Origin of the sequence: Pseudoalteromonas aurantia 208, from assembly GCF_014858725.1 — a bacterium.
Classification (GTDB): domain Bacteria; phylum Pseudomonadota; class Gammaproteobacteria; order Enterobacterales; family Alteromonadaceae; genus Pseudoalteromonas; species Pseudoalteromonas aurantia.
On the sequence record NZ_AQGV01000012.1, the window covers coordinates 1,889,803 to 1,908,866 of the forward strand.

Genomic DNA, 19,064 nt, shown 5'->3' on the forward strand with positions numbered 1-19,064 from the left:
GTGCTTGGGTTTTCACTGTTTAATTTCACCGAATATTAACGGTTTTTTCTGACGTATCGCGTGTGTTAAAAAGCGCATTAACGCGCGAATACGTGGAACATCTTTAAGGTCTGGGTGAGTTAACACCCATATATCTTGATGTATCATTAACGACTGAGTGTTTAAGCGCTTAAGTCCTAACGTGTCTGCAATATAACAGGCACCGAGTATCATTCCTTGACCTTTTAAAGCCGCGTAATGACGCAAGACTAAATCTTCGATTGTAAATCCAATCGGTGCATCAGGAAAGGGAGATTGAGCAATCCAGGTTGGTGCTGCCTGTTGATACACATTAGTTATCCATTGATATTGTGAACACTCCTTCGCTTGTAAATATGCCTCACTGGCATAATAACCCAAATAAATGGGGAATAAGCGATGTCCAACTAAATGCTCATCGGGTGTATTAGATACCCTCACAACAACGTCTGCTTCAGATCTATCTAAATCAGCTAAAGAGTATGAAGTATGTACATGTAAAGAGATATTTTTATGCTGCAATTGAAAATCATGTAACGCGTCAAAAATTAAGAATTGCGCAATTGCAGGTGGCACTGATAAATGAATATTACCCGATAGATCCGCATTGACACTTTGCTCTCGGCGTAAATCGCTTAATATCAGCTTTTCAATTTCTTGCGCCGAGTGTAATAAGGTTTTGCCAAAACAGGTTAGCACAAATCCAGATTGATTCGACTCAAACACATCTGCATTGTACTTATTCTTTAATGCCAATACTCTCCTTGAAACTGTCGAGTGATTTAGCGTTAATATCTCAGCTGCACCGCGCAATGTTTTGCCTCGATGTAACGCCAAAATCAGCCGATAGTCATCCCAGTTTTCCATTTTTTCCTTATCTTTATATTGGTAATACTGTATTTGGTGAGTGCACTGTGAAAGCAGATATTTTCCAACTTCCACCAACTTTATTGATAAAATACGTCGCCCCCACTCGGTTATGTACTTCACCGGTTTTCAAATAACGGACAGCTCTGTTACTCACAATTGCAACTGAGTCACTCAATTGTTGAATGCCCACTTTCTCCCATGAAACACGTGTAACACCTTGCTTTTTTAAGCTATCTAAAAAGCCTTTAACCTGTTCGTTAAATTTATTAGCTGATGTAACTGCTGCCCCACTTCGGCCAGAAAGTACCATCATTTTATCATGATACAATTGCGTCTTGTTCGTCAACTCACCATGGCGTAAATAGTCATTATATTTGTCCATATAAGCGGCAAATACCGCTTCAATCTCCATGACATCAGCTTGTTTTGCTTGTGTTGTTAATGACATTAATGCCATATAAAGTAACCAGAATATAGGCAGTATTTCTTTCATATTTTTCTCATGCTCCAATTAAAGTTTCGACACAAGAATAACAATCGATGTAGCCTCTGTCGTGGAGTGATTTTATATAACGGTGTTGCACATATGCAACATCGACAAGCCTGAGTAGCGGTGGCATATAGAACGGTAGCATTTACTAAACGATTTTCTCTGCTGTTTATCTTATCGAGCTTACTTCCAAAATCTACTAAAAACACTCTAACACCGCCCTCCTACTCACGATTAAAAGTGCGATAGCCACGTTAGTTCCTTGGTATTAAACCCAGCTTCTGATGGCACAAATCCTACATTTTTTCTCACTTAACACTTTTATTTACATTGCCTAATGATATATCGTAGAAACTCTACTTCTCCACTTAGAACGCATATGCTCAAGCTACCCTTGTTATTTACGCTCGTTGGCACGGCCCTATTTACTTCCGCTCAACCTAGTCAGTTTCTTGTATATGGTGATATGCCTTATTCTGATGTGGATGCAAAAATGCTCAGTAAACCTACCGGCATACTTTATAAAGCAGCACAAAGTACACCTCATGACTTTGTTGTACATGTTGGAGACATTAAATCCGGTGCGGTACCTTGCACAAACACGATACTAAAAGAAAATTACACACTCATTAGCCAGATAAGTACACAACCTTTTATTTATACGCCTGGAGACAATGATTGGACTGACTGCGATAGAAAAAGCCTAAAACCAAGGTATGACGAGCTCGAACGATTAGATTTCATTCGTACAGAGTTCACTCACACCTCAGCAAAACTTAACAAATACACACGGCAAACAGCGCAACCTGAGAATCAAGCTTGGCTACATAATAATGTTCGTTTTATGACCTTGCACGTGGTTGGCACTAATAATGGTCGTAAGCAAATTTTAAAATCAGATAAAAAAATCGCACGCGCGCAAGTACAAGTCAGAGACTCACATAACTTAAACTGGCTAACATCTCATTTAAATGAAAACCTAACTGCGGCGGTGATATTTATGCAAGCAGATATATTTGCTCCTCCAAAACATGACAAAGCATGCACTGATACTCGCCAAAAGAAGTGCGATGGGTTTAAAGTATATAAAGAGGCATTGAAAAAACTTGCAAATACGTATGACTTTCCCATTTTAGTCAGTCATGGAGATACAAAAGCATTTTGCTTATCGAAAATAGCTGCTGGATTATGGCAACTGAACGGCCCTGGTGACTTTCAGTATTTAGACATCGCCAAAGTCACTGTAGATGTTAAAAATAAAGTAACACCTTTTTCTGTACGCTCTTTACTGACAAATAAAACGATACATGATTGCCAATAATATAGGCAATCATGACTGTGATATAAAGTACATGTACAGAGGCTTAGTTCAATACCGCCTCAAAAGTAAAGAATACTTGGCCACCCATTTCATCAGCCAATGGGTTATTCTTTTGCGATTTTTTAAATTCAGCAATTAATAAGTATCTACCTGCCTCTGGTAATGTAAACGAGATCTGCCCCTTTTGGTCAGAGGTCAATTTCAATGCATCCAAATTGTTCCTATAGCGCGCACCATCTTTAATAATTTCAACTTCTACGCCTTTTTGTGGCAAGCCATCAAACACAAATTGCAGTTGTGCTTTTTCATTTTGAGCAATGTCAGACGGATGTGTAATTGGCTTCAACTCTAAACCCTGCTTGGTTAAACGGTAGTTCTCTGTGGGTGCATTGAGTGTTACGAAGGTCATAACTTGCGATTTAGAGGCCAGCGTGTTGACATTTTTAGCGCCTTTGGGAAGTTTAGCATCACGATTCGCTTTGCTTGTATTGCGTAGCCACTGCGTACCACCCTTTCCTTTTATTTCATAACTGGTCCAGTAACTGACATCACTATCCAAAAACATTTTATACGTTCCGTCTTCCACTAAATTAATGTCCACTACGCTTTTACGGTGACCTCGAAAGCTTGAACTTGGACGAGCACGTTCACCATTTGGTTTAATAATACTAAACCTGTCTGAACCCATTGGCTTATCGACGTTAAACGTTTCGTTAGATGCCGTAACATCGGCCATTATCCATACCTGTTCTTCGCCCGACACACTAAAATGAGTAGGTAAAATCCAACGGTTATGTGCCTGTGCCGAGGTAGCCATTGACAATACTAAAATAGCGAATAACTTTAATTTAGACATACTTTTTTATTCCTTAATCGAAAATGTTGCGATATTTGTTTCTGGGGTAGCTTTAAGGGTATAAGTCTGCGCCTGCCCATTTAAGCTAAACTTTTTCTTAATAATGGCTCGACCACCGTTCTCTCTAACGACTTCAATTTTCAAGGTATAATTGCCATTCTCTAGTCTTTTCCCTTGATCATCACTCGCTTTAAAATTCAAACGATAATCTCCCGCTGGACGTGTTGCAGAAGTGATGGCATCGACTAGAGCTGAATCTCGTCTGCCCACTTTTCGCCACCATGTGCGAATATCTTTTAACCATTTAGCACCTTCGCGCCAAAGCACTAACGTCCGTACACTTTTTCCCTCATCGTTTTCAATCCACACTGCGACATAAGGATTATGATATTCCCCCGTCTGTTTTGCTAAATTGATAGAGAGTTCTATTTCCGAGCTTTGTGCTTTACTAACCACAAAGAACTGTACCACTAATAGAAACAACCATTTTTTTATCATTTTCTCTCCTCAAAAAATTAAACCGTGCTATACATAAAATAAATAGCAAAAAAAGACCCCTAACGTGGTTACTAAGCTTAGTGCTAGAGTTTTATTTACTCGTCTCTGGGCCAGTGCTAACACCAAACCCGTAACACTAAATAAAATCATTAATATGGCGCTGACATCAATAACCAATCGCCACACTGCACCACTATTGCGGCCTTTATGTAAATCATTGAGTTTTGCCCACATGCCATAATTTGTTTTTTCTATAAACGCGTCACCACTTTCTAGATCCACTGTAATGGCCAAATGTGCGCCCGGGCCCTTATCACTGATAAACAGCTCATACTCATCTCGCTCTAATGTAAGTCTCTTACCATTAAACCAACTTTGTTGATGCAAATATTTTATGAGTTCACCTTGGTGCTCTACCCCAAGTAATGAACGAGGCAATTGAAGTTCCAATTCATCAACATACGCTTCGTTATCTGCAAACCATTCTGGGTGATTCAACGTTACCCCTGTAATGGAAAAAAACACCATCAGTGTTAATAACGCCATAGATACATAAACATGGATCACACGAGAGTAATTGAGAAAAGATTTATTTATCCGCACGAGGGGTTTCCTTAATGTGTACGACGAACACATCCATACAATTTAAAGCCATTTTTGATTGGTTATTTACTCTAATGCGCAGCTTGCTGCAGGCGACAATATGTTGATCAGACGATTGTTAACCGTCAAAATACAGGAGAAAAAACCCAAATACATCGAATTAATTTCCCCTCTGCTGTTTTTATCAAATAGTTTACAAAACAAATACATAACAATCACAAAAATGGGGGTTATCACGTTATTTTATTCAATGAAAAAGCCATTAATGTAATACTGGTTTTGAGGTAACCAATACATAGAAAATTATATAATTCGGTTTTACTATTTACATACTTATTAAGCATTTTTTCTGAACCAATCAGTAGATCTACACCACTGCTTAGTATTTGCTAGCCAAACTAACCCGCCAACTATTTTGGAAACTAAGTACTCTCACAAGTTATTTCCTATATGTACAGCTACTCCTTCAGAAGACACGATATGCTAAAAACAAAAAAGCCGAGCATTGCTCGGCCTTTTACTGATTTAGTTTAATACTTAAATATATTCAACTTCGATGATTTCATATTCAACAGCACCATTTGGTGTTTGAATATTCGCTGTATCATCTAACTCTTTTCCAATTAGTCCACGCGCGATAGGTGAATTAACCGAAATTAAATTACTTTTAATATCAGCTTCATCGTCACCAACAATGCGGTATTTCACTTCTTCATCAGTATCAACATTAACGATCGTTACGGTTGTACCAAATATCACTTTACCGTTATTGGCAACCTTTGTGACATCAATAATTTGAGAAGTGGAAAGCTTCGCTTCAATTTCTTGAATTCGGCCTTCACAAAAACCTTGCTGCTCACGCGCTGCATGATATTCAGCATTTTCTTTTAAGTCGCCATGTTCACGCGCATCGGCGATATCGGCAACTATTTTAGGGCGAACTACCGATTTTAAATGGTTTAGTTCTTCACGAAGTAATTGCTCACCTCGTACTGTCATCGGAATTGATTGCATAAGTATCTCACTTATCGCCAAGGTTTCTAGGCCTTGGCTTTGTCCTTAGTTCAATCGTTGGTGTAATTCTTGTACAGAGTTCACTACATTTCTGTCATCTGCAGCATGCGCAGTACAGTTAGCAAACGCTGCATTAAGCGTTGTGGTGTAATTTGTCTTATGTCTTAATGCACCACGACGTAACACCTTCGAGTCTTCAATTGCTTGGCGACCTTCAGTGGTATTTACAATGTAGCTATACTCACCATTTTTGATACGGTCAAGAATATGAGGTCGGCCTTCAAATACCTTGTTCACACGGCGAACTTCAATGCCTGCTTCTTCAAGGGCTTTTGCGGTACCGTTTGTTGCATCTAGCTCAAAACCAATTTCTCTCATGGTTTTTGCTAATTCAACAATACGTGACTTGTCGCTGTTACGCACAGATAGTAGCGCGCGGCCACCGCGTGGTAAAGCATTACCCGCACCTAATTGTGCTTTTGCAAACGCATCGGCGAAATTATCACCAACACCCATCACTTCACCCGTTGAACGCATCTCTGGGCCACGTAATGGATCAACACCTTGGAACTTAGCAAACGGCAGTACCACTTCTTTTACACTGTAGTACGGTGGAATAATCTCTTCAGTAACACCTTGGCTTGCTAAGGTTTGACCCGCCATACAACGCGCTGCCACTTTAGCCAATGCCACACCCGTTGCTTTTGAAACAAACGGCACTGTACGAGCAGCACGTGGGTTTACTTCAATTAAATACACTTTGCCATCTTTAACAGCAAACTGCGTATTCATTAAACCAACAACTCCAAGCTCAAGCGCCATACCAGTTACTTGCTTACGCATAACGTCTTGTATATCTTGCGGTAAAGAATGTGCTGGCAATGAACATGCAGAGTCACCAGAGTGAACACCCGCTTGCTCAATGTGCTCCATGATGCCGCCAATAATAACTTGCTCGCCATCACAAATTGCATCTACGTCAACTTCAATCGCATCATCTAAGAAACGGTCAAGCAATACAGGTGCTTCATTTGACGCTTGTACAGCCTCTGTCATATAACGGCGTAAATCATCTTCGTCATAAACGATTTCCATTGCACGACCACCTAGAACATAGGATGGACGAACAACTAATGGAAAGCCAATCTCTTGAGACTTAGCAATCGCTTCTTCCGTTGACGTTACCGTTGCATTTTCAGGCTGTAAAAGGTCTAAACGGTCAACCAATTGCTGGAAGCGCTCACGGTCTTCAGCACGGTCAATTGCATCTGGTGACGTGCCAATGATTGGAACACCATTTGCTTCAAGCTCACGCGCTAATTTCAGTGGTGTTTGACCACCGTACTGAACGATAACACCCACAGGCTTTTCAACACGTACAATCTCAAGGACATCTTCAAGCGTAATTGGTTCGAAGAATAGGCGATCAGATGTGTCATAATCCGTTGAAACCGTTTCAGGATTACAGTTAACCATGATAGTTTCGTAACCATCTTCACGTAATGCAAGTGCTGCATGCACACAACAGTAATCGAATTCAATACCTTGACCGATACGGTTTGGACCACCACCAATCACCATGATTTTATCTTTATCAGACGGATTCGCTTCACACTCTTCATCATAAGTAGAGTACATGTAAGCGGTGTCTGAGCTAAACTCTGCCGCACATGTATCTACACGCTTATATACTGGCAAAATTTCTAATTGGTGACGCTTTTTACGAATTTCTTTTTCTGATACACCTGCAATCTCAGCAATACGTGCATCAGCAAACCCTTTACGCTTAAGACGACGCAAGAAGTCTTTAGCTAAACCCGCTAAACCAACATCGGCAATAGTTGCTTCATCTTTGATAATGTCTTCGATTTGCACTAAGTACCAACGGTCAACTTTAGTCAACTCAAATACATCTTCAACACTCATACCATGACGCATTGCATCTGCAATGTACCAAATACGCTCCGCACCGGGCTCGCGTAATTCGCGAATGATTTTCTCTTTCGCTTTAGGGTCATCAAGTGCCACAATCGGGTTAAACCCGTTTGCACCCACTTCTAAGCCACGTAATGCTTTATGTAATGACTCTTGTTGGTTGCGCCCAATTGCCATCACTTCACCCACAGACTTCATCTGTGTTGTTAAACGGTCATTGGCACCAGCAAACTTTTCAAAGTTAAAGCGTGGGATCTTAGTAACAACATAGTCAATTGACGGCTCAAAAGAAGCTGGTGTTGCGCCGCCCGTAATGTCATTTTGCAGTTCATCAAGGGTATAGCCAATTGCCAGCTTTGCCGCAATTTTTGCAATCGGGAAGCCAGTTGCTTTTGAAGCAAGCGCAGACGAACGAGATACACGTGGGTTCATCTCAATAATAACCATACGGCCATCATCAGGGTTAACACCAAACTGTACGTTTGAACCACCTGTTTCAACACCGATTTCACGCAGAACCGCCATCGAAGCATTACGCATCAATTGGTATTCTTTATCAGTCAGTGTTTGTGCTGGAGCAACCGTGATTGAATCACCTGTGTGAACACCCATTGGATCGAAGTTTTCAATAGCACATACAATGATACAGTTGTCGTTTTTGTCACGAACAACTTCCATTTCGTACTCTTTCCAACCAATCAAGCTTTCATCTATTAACAATTCGCTCGTTGGTGAAAGGTCAAGACCACGAGTACAAATTTCATCGAACTCTTCTTGGTTATAAGCAACACCACCACCGGTTCCACCCATAGTGAATGAAGGGCGAATAATACATGGGAAGCCAATACGAGTAAGCACGTCGTGTGCTTCATCAATTGTATGTGCAATTTCTGCGCGAGGACACTCCAAGCCGATATTTTTCATCGCAACGTCAAAGCGTTCGCGGTTTTCAGCTTTATCGATAGCATCTGCTGTCGCGCCAATAAGCTCTACACCATGCTTAGCTAATACACCATATTTATCTAAGTCTAGGGCACAGTTCAATGCTGTTTGACCACCCATAGTCGGTAGGACAGCATCAGGCTTTTCTTTTTCAATAATCTTTTCAACAACTTCCCAATGAATTGGCTCGATGTACGTCGCATCAGCCATTTCAGGGTCTGTCATAATCGTCGCAGGGTTTGAGTTAACAAGAATAACTCGATAACCTTCTTCTCTTAGTGCTTTACACGCTTGAGCACCTGAGTAGTCAAATTCACAGGCTTGGCCAATCACAATCGGGCCTGCGCCTAAGATAAGAATGCTTTTTAAATCAGTACGTTTTGGCATTATTACTCCGGTCTCAATTAAGCTTTACGAGCTAGCATTAGTTCAATGAAATGGTCAAACAAAGGCGCTGCATCATGCGGACCTGGGCTTGCCTCTGGGTGACCTTGGAAACTAAATGCAGGCTTATCTGTACGGTGAATACCTTGTAAAGTACCATCAAATAATGATTTGTGCGTTGCACGTAGTGTATCTGGTAAGCTTGCTTCATCCGCTGCGAAGCCATGGTTTTGTGCAGTGATCATCACCACGTTACGGTCTAGGTCTTTTACTGGATGGTTACCACCATGGTGACCAAACTTCATCTTAACTGTTTGTGCACCTGAAGCTAATGCCAATAATTGATGACCTAAACAAATACCAAAGATTGGTGTGTCTGTTTCTAGGAAAGTTTTAATTGCATCAATAGCATAGGTACATGGCTCAGGGTCGCCAGGTCCATTTGACAAGAAAATACCATCTGGGTTTAATGCTAACACGTCTGCAGCGGAGGTTTCTGCAGGTACCACTGTTAACTTACAACCTCGATCCACCAGCATACGTAGAATATTCTTCTTCACGCCAAAGTCATATGCAACTACATGGAATTTTTCTTCTTCTGCCGCAAGCGTGCGGTAGCCTTCACCCAAAGTCCAGCTTGAATCCGCCCAAGTATACTGTTCTTTCGTACAGACTACTTTTGCCAAATCCATGCCTTTTAAACCTGGGAATGCTTTTGCCGCTTCTAATGCTTGTTGCTCATCAAGTGAGTCACCCGCAATAATACACCCATTTTGCGCGCCTTTATCACGTAAAATACGCGTTAATTTACGTGTATCAATATCCGCTATCCCTAAGATATTACGTTCTTTTAGGTAATCGCTTAACGATTGCTCGTTACGGAAATTACTAGCGAGTAAAGGCAAATCGCGGATCACTAGGCCTTTCGCCCAGATCTGGTCCGCTTCTTCGTCTTCACTGTTAGTTCCGGTATTACCGATATGTGGGTAAGTCAGCGTTACAATTTGTTCCGCGTACGACGGGTCCGTCAAAATTTCTTGATAACCAGTCATAGACGTATTGAATACTACTTCACCGACTGACAAGCCGTCAGCGCCGATCGCAGTACCGCGAAACACTGTGCCGTCTTCAAGGACTAACAGAGCGGATTTAGTCAAGATAACCTCCTAAATGGTAAAAAACGGGAGCTAGCTATTACGCTTTCATCCCGTTCACAAAGCGCTTGGTAACACGCAGTAATAATTTTTGGCAAATTCGTTGTAGTTTACAGCACTTTGTCAGGTTCGTCTAATAAAACCATTAAAAACATGAGAAATAGCAGTTAAGGCCAAAAAAAACCATTAAGAGGTTAAAAGTACATATTATCTAATGCAAATCAAGCACGTCCTGCATGGTATAAAGTCCATTTGGTTTATCTTTGACCCATGCTGCAGCCCTTACTGCACCTTTCGCAAAGGTCATTCTTGAACTTGCTTTATGGGTAAGTTCAAGCCTTTCGCCCTCTGCAGCGAAGTAAGCCGTATGTTCTCCTACTATGTCCCCCCCTCTCATCACTGAATAACCAATCTCTTGTTGAGATTTTTCGCCACCATCTTGGCTTCTATCAAACTTTGCAACCTCAGCATGATCCCATCCTTTTGCTTTCGCAATTGCCTCGCCAATCATCAGCGCAGTGCCTGATGGTGCGTCTATTTTATGCCGATGATGGGCTTCAAATATTTCGATATCAATATCCTCTGACAAGGTTTTTGCTGCAACCTGAACCAAATTTTCTAATAAATTAATCCCCACCGAATAGTTTCTTGAAAACACAATGGGAATATACTGAGCTGCGTCTTTTAAGGTGCTCATCTCTTCGTCGCTAAGCCCTGTAGTACCAATCACCATAGGTACTCGTTGCTTTATCGCAAGAGCCAAATGCGCTTTCATTCCCTCAGGTAATGTAAAATCAATTGCAACATCTACGTCTGAATTAAGTGATTTCTCACTGGCGAATGCCACTTCAGTGTCTCGACATCCAATGACAGGCCCAACGGGTTGTCCTATCAATACGTTAGATTCTCGCACTAACGCTGTCGACAATTGTGCGTACTGTGCTGATAGGCTTGCTTCACATAGCACTTTACCCATTCTTCCATTCGCACCAAAAACAGCTATTTTAATCATATCAAGCTCCTATTAAGTTACGAGTCGTTATACCGAGATTACAAATAGAAATCATCTGTTATTTTCTTATATCTATTAACCTATCTACTTTGTTCTATGGCGTATTAAATAACCGCTATGCGGTTTTTACCCCCTCGTATTTTCATTTAAACCCCTTACTAAAACTCGAAAGATAATAAAAACAATTACTAATCGCATGCAAAAACAGCAAACAAACGCTTTTTGGTTAAAAGCACTAGAAATCACAATATCTAATACGGGAACATTGATACTCTTCGGTCATTTTAAAATGCGCGATTTATCAAACACAATGTCATGAGCACCAGTAGCAATGTATCGCGCTCTACCATGATCTAGTAACTAGGTGAACATAACCAGTACTTTAACGTAAGGGGCTCAGACATGTTTTAAAGAAAAAGGATGGCAGCACACAATATGCATTCTCACAGTACAGCGTTAAACAAGCGCATTTGCCTCAATTCAGTGCAACTTGGTACCGTTGTTTTTAATCATTGTTTAATTGTCCACGCACAACATCACATCCATACAAGAGTTCACTATATTTATTGATAAATACCCCATTATTATCAACATATCAATCACTTACAATTTAAAGATCCTGCATGGCAATCAAACCCAGCTTCACAACAGCTTGGCAAGCATATAAATATTTTTAGCTTCTCAAGGTATGAATTTTATAACTGTCCTGAATTATTACTCTTTCGCCCTAACGACTCTCATTTTAAAACTTCCCCGAGCACAACTTCTCCTATGGGCCAGCCCTATTTGGCCGGTAAACGATTATATAAAAGAAGCGATCGTGATATAAACTACACTATTAGTTTTAAGGTCATAGATCCTGAATCCGATTTAGCGCTATTTCATCAGTGGATGAACAATCCTCGTGTAGCACAGTTTTGGGATCAAGCGTGGTCAGAAAAAGCATTAAGTGAATACATACATAATAAACTCGCCTCACCCTTGAGTTGCCACTTATCGGCTACTTTAATGAAGTGTCATTTGGTTACTTCGAACTCTATTGAAGTGCAAAAGAGAGCATCGCACTACCCACGGCAAGCCTTCGATAGAGGGCTACACCTATTAGTCGGCAATGAGCTATTTCGGGGACGCAAATTCTTTAAAGCCTAGTGGACAGCAATCTCTCACTTTATCTTCCTCGATGATATACGTACCCAGAAGATCGTATTAGATCCCAGAAATGACAACCACCGTTTACTCAATCAAATACATAAATTGGGCTTTAAAACCGAGTTTGAGTTTGAATTTCCACACAAGCGTGCTGCACTTGTATCCATCCAGAGAACTTAGTTTTTTAGAGAAAACTTCTCTTGTTTCTCTTCATGAGTAACGTCAACCTTGTAACGCTTTGAACTTACATCAATGTATTCAATAAAAATAGGCTATACCGCTCTGTGAAATAATAAGCTGTATTAAACGGCTTATTATTGTTACCAAATATAATTGACAAACCATCTAGCCATCTATACATTCACACATCCATTATAACTATTACTTGAATTATGCGCTTGAATGTGAAAACAATGGCGACATAACAATAAAAAATATTTTTGATATGAGGTCTCAATGCACGAGCCAATGAATAAACTAGCCGCAAAGTTGTCTTTGTTACCGTTACTTACCTTTGTCGGCCTATTTTTAGGTGTTGGTTTGTATTTGCAGTCTCAAGGGGTTGATTATGCGTTTTACCAACTCCCGGCCCCCGTCGCTATTTTACCTGCGATTGTCATCGCATTTTTAATCAATAAAGCCTCTATAAATGAAAGTGTTGAAACCTTTATAAAAGGTGCTGGGCACAGCAACATCGTAACAATGTGTCTCATTTACTTGCTAGCGGGTGCTTTCTCTGCGGTTGCCAGTGCAACAGGTGGGGTTGATGCGGTTGTAAATGCGGGTTTGTCTCTTATCCCTCCTGCCTTTTTACTGCCTGGGTTATTTTTGATCTCCGCGGTTGTCTCCACCGCCATGGGCACGTCAATGGGCACCATTGGCGCAATAGGACCAATCGCATTAGCTGTATCAATTAAAACAGGAATTGATCCAGCTTTAATGGCTGGTACGATTGTCTCCGGGGCAATGTTTGGTGATAACTTATCGATTATTTCAGACACCACGATTGCTGCAACTCGTACTCAAGGGTGTGAAATGAAAGATAAATTTAGAGAAAATCTAAAAATTGCACTTCCAGCTGCCGTATTAACTGTATGCCTGTTAGTATTTTTAACACCCGAGGCCCAAGTCGTCGAAATTAAAGAGTTTGACTGGCTATTAGTGCTACCTTACGCATTTATTTTATTCCTAGCCGTAGCGGGAATGAATGTATTTGTCGTGCTATTTAGCGGAATTATTTTTGCGGCAGCAATGGGCTTTACTGGAGACTATGAAATGGCCAGTTTTGTAAAGGATATATACGAAGGCTTTAGTAGCATGCAGGAAATATTTTTACTTTCAATGTTTATCGGTGGACTCTCTGAGTTCATACGTATTAATGGTGGCTTAGACTATTTGGCTAAAAAGATCCAAGGGCTCACTGTCATCATAGCAAAATGGCATCGCCAAGTTGCAGACCAACTTGGTATTGCGGCACTCGTACTAACAAGCAATTTATGTATTGCGAATAACACAGTCAGTATCATTGTTGCAGGACCCGTCGCTAAAAAATTAGCTGATGATGGCGAAATACCGGCAAAACGCTCAGCCAGTTTACTGGATATTTTTGCCTGTGTTATGCAAGGCTCATTACCTTACGGCGCTCAAGCACTCTTGCTAGGTGCCACATTTAAAATTAGCCCCTGGGATGTATCAACGTCTTCATACTATTGTTTTATACTCGCCATTACTGCCGTTACCATTATTTGCTTGAAACGCAACAAGCTATAAATTTAATATTAGGCACCATTTTTGGTGCCTTTGCTATACTCTTCGTTGTCGCTCACGTACTTATGGAATGTACTAAACAATGACGAAACTACTCTTATTTGCGCTTGCCTCTATATACCTTTACTCTATGCCGGTTTTCGCCGCAAACTGGAGTAAAACCCAACTTCATCTCAACTATGGGGAATTTACTAACCCTTTTACCCTTAGTGAAGCAAAAACCAGTGTTTTTTCACTTCAGCATGCATCCGCTTATGACTACGGTGAAAACTTTTTCTTTGTCGATTATTTAGATGACGATATACAAGATAACTATCAAGACCGTGACTTCTATATGGAGTGGTACTCAACCGTCAGTTTAAGTGCTGTCAGCGGCTACTCATTTCAAAAAGGTATTCTCAAAGATGTTGGGCTGGTAATGGGGGTTAACATTGCTGGCGACCCAAAAGTGGTTAAATATTTACCCGGTATTAAGCTTAGCTGGGATATTCCTGGGTTTACTTATGTATCAACCACAATAACGGGTTATTTTGATGACAGTGCAGGTGTCGCAAAGCAAGGGGCACCGTCGCAAAGCAATGCATGGATGTTTGATTTGGCATGGGGTTACCCGTTCACTTTAGGGGATCATAAATTTTTATTTACAGGTCACGCTGAATATATTGGTTCTCGCCAAAATGAATTTGGTATTTATGTCAATGACTGGCTACTCGCCCAGCCCATTCTTCAATGGGATTTAGGCCATGCTCTGGGTAACAAAAGTGATACATTGATGCTGGGGATTGAGTGGCAAATATGGCGTAATAAACTTGGCGGAACTGTAAATGAATCGGTTCCACAAATTCACCTAGCGTGGACATTTTAAACTTTGCAAGCGCAAAAGGCACTGTATTAACAGTGCCTTTTTTAGTTTAACCCTCTTTCAATGGGCTAATTAGAACTTTACATTAACCCCTGCATAGAAGTAACGACCTAACGTATCATAGGTATATGGATCCGTATTTGAATCATTATTCCCTGTATAATACGGAGGTTGTTTATCAAATAAATTGTTGATCCCCGCGGAGATTTTTATACTATCATTTATAAAATAACTTCCTGATATATCGTGATACATCACTGAAGGAGTACTTGGTGCATAACAGGATGATGATTCACTTAAGCAGGCATAACTGTCCATACCAGAAATATAGCGCACCTTATAATTGGCATACCAGTCATCAGCTTTCAAAGCTAAGCTTAAGTTAGATTTAATATCAGCATAGCCTCCTGAGCCAGAAGTGATCAGTCCGGTATAATCAATCGTTTCTCCTGCGTTAGTCACGACTCGCTCATGCAAAAATGACGTGTCTAACCCTACTGACCAATGATAACCCATGGCCTCAAACTTATAGAGTAAATTTAAATCTAGGCCGCGCGTTGTTTCTTGGCCAATGTTTTGTAATTGGTTATTAAATGTTGCCTTGCCATTTGATACTTGCACATTCGCAGATTGACATACCGCTGTATCCTGATTCTTTAACTGCCCTGTACTGCCTATGCAGCTGTCCACAATAAACTGATTATCAACACTGCCGATAGCATTGCTAATTGCGATGTCGTAATAATCAAGGGTCATTGATATACCCTGTAGCCATAGTGGTTCATAAACAAGCCCAGCGGTAATCGTGTTAGCTTCTTCAGGTGTTAACTGATCATTACCACCTACGGTAACCTCTGCTTGGCTATCAAGTAGTGCATGATTAATTTGCTCAAACGATGGTGAGTTCCCTCCATACAGTTCATCAACTGTGGGCGCTCTAAATGCAGTCGAGCGCACCCCTCGGAACATCAGTTCATCATTGACTTTCCAAGTAAAACCCAGCTTCCAAGTTGAATCACTACCAAAACTTGAATAGTCAAATGCCCTTACCGCCGCACTTAAATCTACGCTCTGCGCAAAAGGTAAATCAGCTAATACTGGTACTGCTAACTCTAAAAAAGCTTCACTAACATCATAAGAGCCACTGGTAGGCTCTACTTTAGGATCGTTAGCAAGCCCCTGTGAAGTCAATGAATCTGGTGTATACCATGCTTTTTCAGTACGGCTTTCAACCCCAGTCGCGAACCCCATATAGCCTGCAGGTAATTCCCACAATTCACCGGAAAGAGAAGCACTCAAATTAAGCATTTGACTACCGCCAGTATTTTGCTCGGTGTAAATATAATCAGACATATTCTCTGCCGACCAAGCAGTTTGATCGAGCGGGTTAAACTTGTCACTCTCTATATCTTCAGTAAGGCTACCCACATTATGTAAATTAGACAGCTTATCTACTGAGTCATTTCTGCCAAAATTTAAAGCAACATCCCAATTATAATCATTTTCCAATATCCCTTCTAAGCCTACTACTGTTCTAAGTGTATCAACTACTTGAGAAAAATCCCGCGTACCTGTATCTGTCATTCGACGACGATAATGAATGGTATCTCCATACTCAGCGCCATGCTCAAGCAAATCGTCGCCCATTGCTTCAGAGTAAGTAAAATCAAACCAAATCGGCTGTGGTGCCATTTGTTGCTCTGACCAACGCTTTGTGTACATTGCCTCTGTAAATAAAGTCGTTTCATTTGATAGCTCATAATTAACAAGCCCTGTTAAATTTAAGCTCTTCATCGGAGTGTACAAATAGCTGTCTTGCGAATAATTATATGGATCTGATTCTGGATTATATTCACTATAAGAGCCATCAGGACGACCTTGTAACTCTTTACCATTCTCTAAATATACATGGCCATTAGGTGTAATTGAGGATCCCCCACACAGTAACTCTTTACCATCATCACTTTCCGTAATTGGGCATGCGGAAAAATCACGGTCCGCTTGGCTTGCTTCACCGCGGTCCATATATTGCAAACCAAAGACCATATTTCCTTTATCAAAACTATTGCCAAAAGTAAGAGCAATGCTATTTCTTTGTGCGTCTCCTTCACTACTTAGACCTGTCTGAGCATTTAACTCCGCTCCCTCGAAATCATCTTTCAAAATAATATTAACCACACCTGCAACTGCATCGGTGCCGTAAACAGCAGAAGCACCATCTTTGAGTACTTCTACATATTTAATCATTGATATCGGTATCGTGTTTAAATCAACAGTAGATGCGGCCCCAGTACCAGAGTTAATCATACGCCGGCCATTGACTAGTACTAAGGTTCTTTGGTCGCCCATTCCGCGAAGGTTGATACTGGCGTTGCCGCCTGAGCCATTATTAACTCCAGGGTTGGTCATAGCGCCGCCAGCAGCAGTCATATCCTGTAAAATATCATCAATGGTCACGGCGCCTGAGGCTTTGATATCCTCAGCACCAATAATTGTAACAGGACTTGCTGTCTCCATATCTGAGCGCTTAATTTTAGATCCCGTCACTTCTATTTTCTCAATTGGTTTACCGATATCCTGTGCGCGTACACTATTCGAAATCATGGGAACAGATGCAAGAATAGACAATGCGATAACAGATTTTTTCATACTCACCTTCTACACTTTTTCATGGCCAAATTACAGCCAATAACGTTTGTTTAATTTGTGTGAAAGCTAAACTAGAGCCACCAAGATGAATGAAAAATGACTAACGGTTCAGTATGAGAGCAGCGCATGAAACTGAAGTTAACCGGGGGTTAAAAAACAAGTTAATGATACAACAACTTACACTTATTTCTTTTTAAAACAACAAATTAAACCGAGGTATTACGAGAGGAAAAGAGAAGTAAAACTGCGTTTCAAGCTGTTAAATCATGTAACTATCCATATGCTGTAAATATAAGCACATGGGATAGCTAACGATTAAGCTTACTCACTTACATTATTGCGTCCCCGTTTTTTAGCGCGATATAAAGCTAAATCAGCATGCTTTAATACTTGATCGAAGTGTTGTTTTGAACTTTTTTGTGCGATGCCAATCGAGATTGTCACATTAACCATTTTGTAGGATTGCGATTTATGCGCTTTTCTAAACTTTTTTCCAACGCGTGAAGCATCCCGGATCACCATCTCGTAGCTCGCGACATCCTCTCGTAAACTTTCTAAATATGGCAGACACACCTCTGAATTTTTACGTGGAAATACCGCTGTAAACTCTTCACCACCGTAACGAAATACGCGCCCACCTCCTTTGATATTTGCAAGCTTTGTCGCGACCAACTTTAAAACTTGGTCGCCAATATCATGACCATAGGTATCATTAAACTTTTTAAAATGATCAATATCAATCATCGCTACCGTGTAACGACGACTCAATGATAATGACAACTGCTTGAGTGCTCTTCGTGTTGGTAACCCTGTTAAGTCATCTCGATAAGCTAGAAAGTAAAACTCGATACATACTACTAAAAGATAAATCAGTGCCACCATGACACATATAACTTCCGCAGATAAAGCAAGGGTGTTTGAACTATACAGCTGCCATATCACGCTGCTTGTAAACAATACTGCAACAGTAAGATCCTTGGATTTGAGACTCAATAACAGCAATACAAAACCAAATACAGCGCTTGGAAAAATGACAGGGAAATACTCTTTAAGGTCTATTAGTAAGTTGACTTGAGATACGAACGAAACAATTTCAACATTAAATTTCAGCCAATAAAAAGAAACACCAGCACATAAAATGAAGTAAATAATACGTGAGACGGCATGAATTGACAAAAAGGCGCGATCTTTTATTAACGCTAGTACTGTAAACCATAGTGATATACTTAAAATTAACCAAGACTGGTTTTTCCGCCACCAATCTGACCAAAATACTGCTTCCTGTTGACTAGCTGTAAATAGTAACCAAACGAGACATGCAATCGCTATTCGGCTGCGATTAAATTGCGCAGCAAAAAATGTCATTAATACTAATAAGGGTATTGATAGTGATGAGATAACACCGATCCGAGATTCCCAAAGAGGATAAAAGTAAACAAGGGAAGTATAAAATATATACGTACTCATCACGGTTATTATAGTCGACTTAAAGCCTGGAAAATTGAACAATATATCCTCAAAAGTAACAAACGGTCTTTTG

General features: G+C 40.5%; 14 protein-coding genes and 1 pseudogene. 4 read left to right on the forward strand and 11 right to left on the reverse strand.

The genetic code is table 11. The features are described from left to right. Positions 1-12: 12 nt before the first annotated feature. Both PAUR_RS11955 and PAUR_RS11960 read right to left on the reverse strand, forming a co-directional pair. Positions 13-885 carry a LysR family transcriptional regulator gene (locus PAUR_RS11955; RefSeq protein WP_192507966.1) on the reverse strand — a complete coding sequence of 291 codons (873 nt, stop codon included), beginning with the start codon at positions 883-885 and terminating at the stop codon, positions 13-15. Between the two features lie 13 nt (positions 886-898). Next, positions 899-1,381 carry a hypothetical protein gene (locus tag PAUR_RS11960; protein WP_192507967.1) on the reverse strand — a complete coding sequence of 161 codons (483 nt, stop codon included), beginning with the start codon at positions 1,379-1,381 and terminating at the stop codon, positions 899-901. A gap of 376 nt (positions 1,382-1,757) precedes the next feature. On the opposite strand from PAUR_RS11960, the gene PAUR_RS11965 reads away from it, so the two are divergent. Beyond that, positions 1,758-2,699, forward strand: a complete 942-nt coding sequence (locus PAUR_RS11965) for a hypothetical protein (RefSeq protein ID WP_192507968.1) — start codon at positions 1,758-1,760, stop codon at positions 2,697-2,699. Between the two features lie 43 nt (positions 2,700-2,742). Here PAUR_RS11965 and PAUR_RS11970 read toward each other — a convergent pair whose 3' ends face one another. From PAUR_RS11970 to dapB, 7 genes are all read right to left on the reverse strand, one after another. After that, complete coding sequence (locus tag PAUR_RS11970; RefSeq protein ID WP_192507969.1) at positions 2,743-3,555, reverse strand: DUF4198 domain-containing protein; 813 nt, start codon at positions 3,553-3,555, stop codon at positions 2,743-2,745. 6 nt (positions 3,556-3,561) lie between these two features. Continuing rightward, positions 3,562-4,053 carry a DUF2271 domain-containing protein gene (locus tag PAUR_RS11975; protein WP_192507970.1) on the reverse strand — a complete coding sequence of 164 codons (492 nt, stop codon included), beginning with the start codon at positions 4,051-4,053 and terminating at the stop codon, positions 3,562-3,564. A 27-nt stretch (positions 4,054-4,080) separates the two neighbouring features. Then, positions 4,081-4,656: a PepSY-associated TM helix domain-containing protein gene (locus PAUR_RS11980; protein WP_192507971.1), complete on the reverse strand. Its 576-nt coding sequence runs from the start codon at positions 4,654-4,656 to the stop codon at positions 4,081-4,083. Between the two features lie 537 nt (positions 4,657-5,193). Next, positions 5,194-5,670 (reverse strand): transcription elongation factor GreA, encoded by a 477-nt coding sequence (greA, locus tag PAUR_RS11985; RefSeq protein WP_192507972.1) that lies wholly within the window; start codon positions 5,668-5,670, stop codon positions 5,194-5,196. Between the two features lie 45 nt (positions 5,671-5,715). Continuing rightward, on the reverse strand, positions 5,716-8,934 hold the full coding sequence (gene carB / locus PAUR_RS11990; protein ID WP_192507973.1) for a carbamoyl-phosphate synthase large subunit: 3,219 nt from the start codon (positions 8,932-8,934) through the stop codon (positions 5,716-5,718). A gap of 17 nt (positions 8,935-8,951) precedes the next feature. Beyond that, entirely contained in the window at positions 8,952-10,088 is a 1,137-nt protein-coding gene (carA, locus tag PAUR_RS11995) for a glutamine-hydrolyzing carbamoyl-phosphate synthase small subunit (RefSeq protein WP_138597169.1), read from the reverse strand. Positions 10,089-10,296: 208 nt separating this feature from the next. Beyond that, entirely contained in the window at positions 10,297-11,097 is an 801-nt protein-coding gene (gene dapB / locus PAUR_RS12000) for a 4-hydroxy-tetrahydrodipicolinate reductase (protein WP_192507974.1), read from the reverse strand. A 771-nt stretch (positions 11,098-11,868) separates the two neighbouring features. On the opposite strand from dapB, the pseudogene PAUR_RS12005 reads away from it, so the two are divergent. From PAUR_RS12005 to PAUR_RS12020, 3 genes and pseudogenes are all read left to right on the forward strand, one after another. Then, a pseudogene (locus PAUR_RS12005) lies at positions 11,869-12,426 on the forward strand (GNAT family N-acetyltransferase). A gap of 288 nt (positions 12,427-12,714) precedes the next feature. Further along, on the forward strand, positions 12,715-14,016 hold the full coding sequence (locus tag PAUR_RS12015; RefSeq protein WP_225738345.1) for a Na+/H+ antiporter NhaC family protein: 1,302 nt from the start codon (positions 12,715-12,717) through the stop codon (positions 14,014-14,016). A 79-nt stretch (positions 14,017-14,095) separates the two neighbouring features. After that, positions 14,096-14,878 carry a nucleoside-binding protein gene (locus PAUR_RS12020; RefSeq protein WP_192507977.1) on the forward strand — a complete coding sequence of 261 codons (783 nt, stop codon included), beginning with the start codon at positions 14,096-14,098 and terminating at the stop codon, positions 14,876-14,878. A gap of 69 nt (positions 14,879-14,947) precedes the next feature. On the opposite strand, the gene PAUR_RS12025 is transcribed toward PAUR_RS12020, so the two are convergent. Both PAUR_RS12025 and PAUR_RS12030 read right to left on the reverse strand, forming a co-directional pair. Then, positions 14,948-17,524: a TonB-dependent receptor plug domain-containing protein gene (locus PAUR_RS12025; protein WP_192507978.1), complete on the reverse strand. Its 2,577-nt coding sequence runs from the start codon at positions 17,522-17,524 to the stop codon at positions 14,948-14,950. 321 nt (positions 17,525-17,845) lie between these two features. Then, positions 17,846-18,889: a GGDEF domain-containing protein gene (locus PAUR_RS12030; protein ID WP_192507979.1), complete on the reverse strand. Its 1,044-nt coding sequence runs from the start codon at positions 18,887-18,889 to the stop codon at positions 17,846-17,848. Positions 18,890-19,064 lie beyond the last annotated feature (175 nt).

Excerpts from the sequence above, each read along its gene's own strand:
- PAUR_RS11955 (WP_192507966.1), bottom strand. The coding sequence starts at position 885 with ATGGAAAACTGGGATGACTATCGGCTGATTTTGGCGTTACATCGAGGC.
- carB (WP_192507973.1), bottom strand. The coding sequence starts at position 8,934 with ATGCCAAAACGTACTGATTTAAAAAGCATTCTTATCTTAGGCGCAGGC.
- PAUR_RS11970 (WP_192507969.1), bottom strand. The coding sequence starts at position 3,555 with ATGTCTAAATTAAAGTTATTCGCTATTTTAGTATTGTCAATGGCTACC.
- PAUR_RS11960 (WP_192507967.1), bottom strand. The coding sequence starts at position 1,381 with ATGAAAGAAATACTGCCTATATTCTGGTTACTTTATATGGCATTAATG.
- PAUR_RS12015 (WP_225738345.1), top strand. The coding sequence starts at position 12,715 with ATGAATAAACTAGCCGCAAAGTTGTCTTTGTTACCGTTACTTACCTTT.
- PAUR_RS11975 (WP_192507970.1), bottom strand. The coding sequence starts at position 4,053 with ATGATAAAAAAATGGTTGTTTCTATTAGTGGTACAGTTCTTTGTGGTT.
- PAUR_RS12020 (WP_192507977.1), top strand. The coding sequence starts at position 14,096 with ATGACGAAACTACTCTTATTTGCGCTTGCCTCTATATACCTTTACTCT.
- greA (WP_192507972.1), bottom strand. The coding sequence starts at position 5,670 with ATGCAATCAATTCCGATGACAGTACGAGGTGAGCAATTACTTCGTGAA.
- dapB (WP_192507974.1), bottom strand. The coding sequence starts at position 11,097 with ATGATTAAAATAGCTGTTTTTGGTGCGAATGGAAGAATGGGTAAAGTG.
- PAUR_RS12025 (WP_192507978.1), bottom strand. The coding sequence starts at position 17,524 with ATGAAAAAATCTGTTATCGCATTGTCTATTCTTGCATCTGTTCCCATG.
- PAUR_RS11965 (WP_192507968.1), top strand. The coding sequence starts at position 1,758 with ATGCTCAAGCTACCCTTGTTATTTACGCTCGTTGGCACGGCCCTATTT.
- PAUR_RS12030 (WP_192507979.1), bottom strand. The coding sequence starts at position 18,889 with ATGACATTTTTTGCTGCGCAATTTAATCGCAGCCGAATAGCGATTGCA.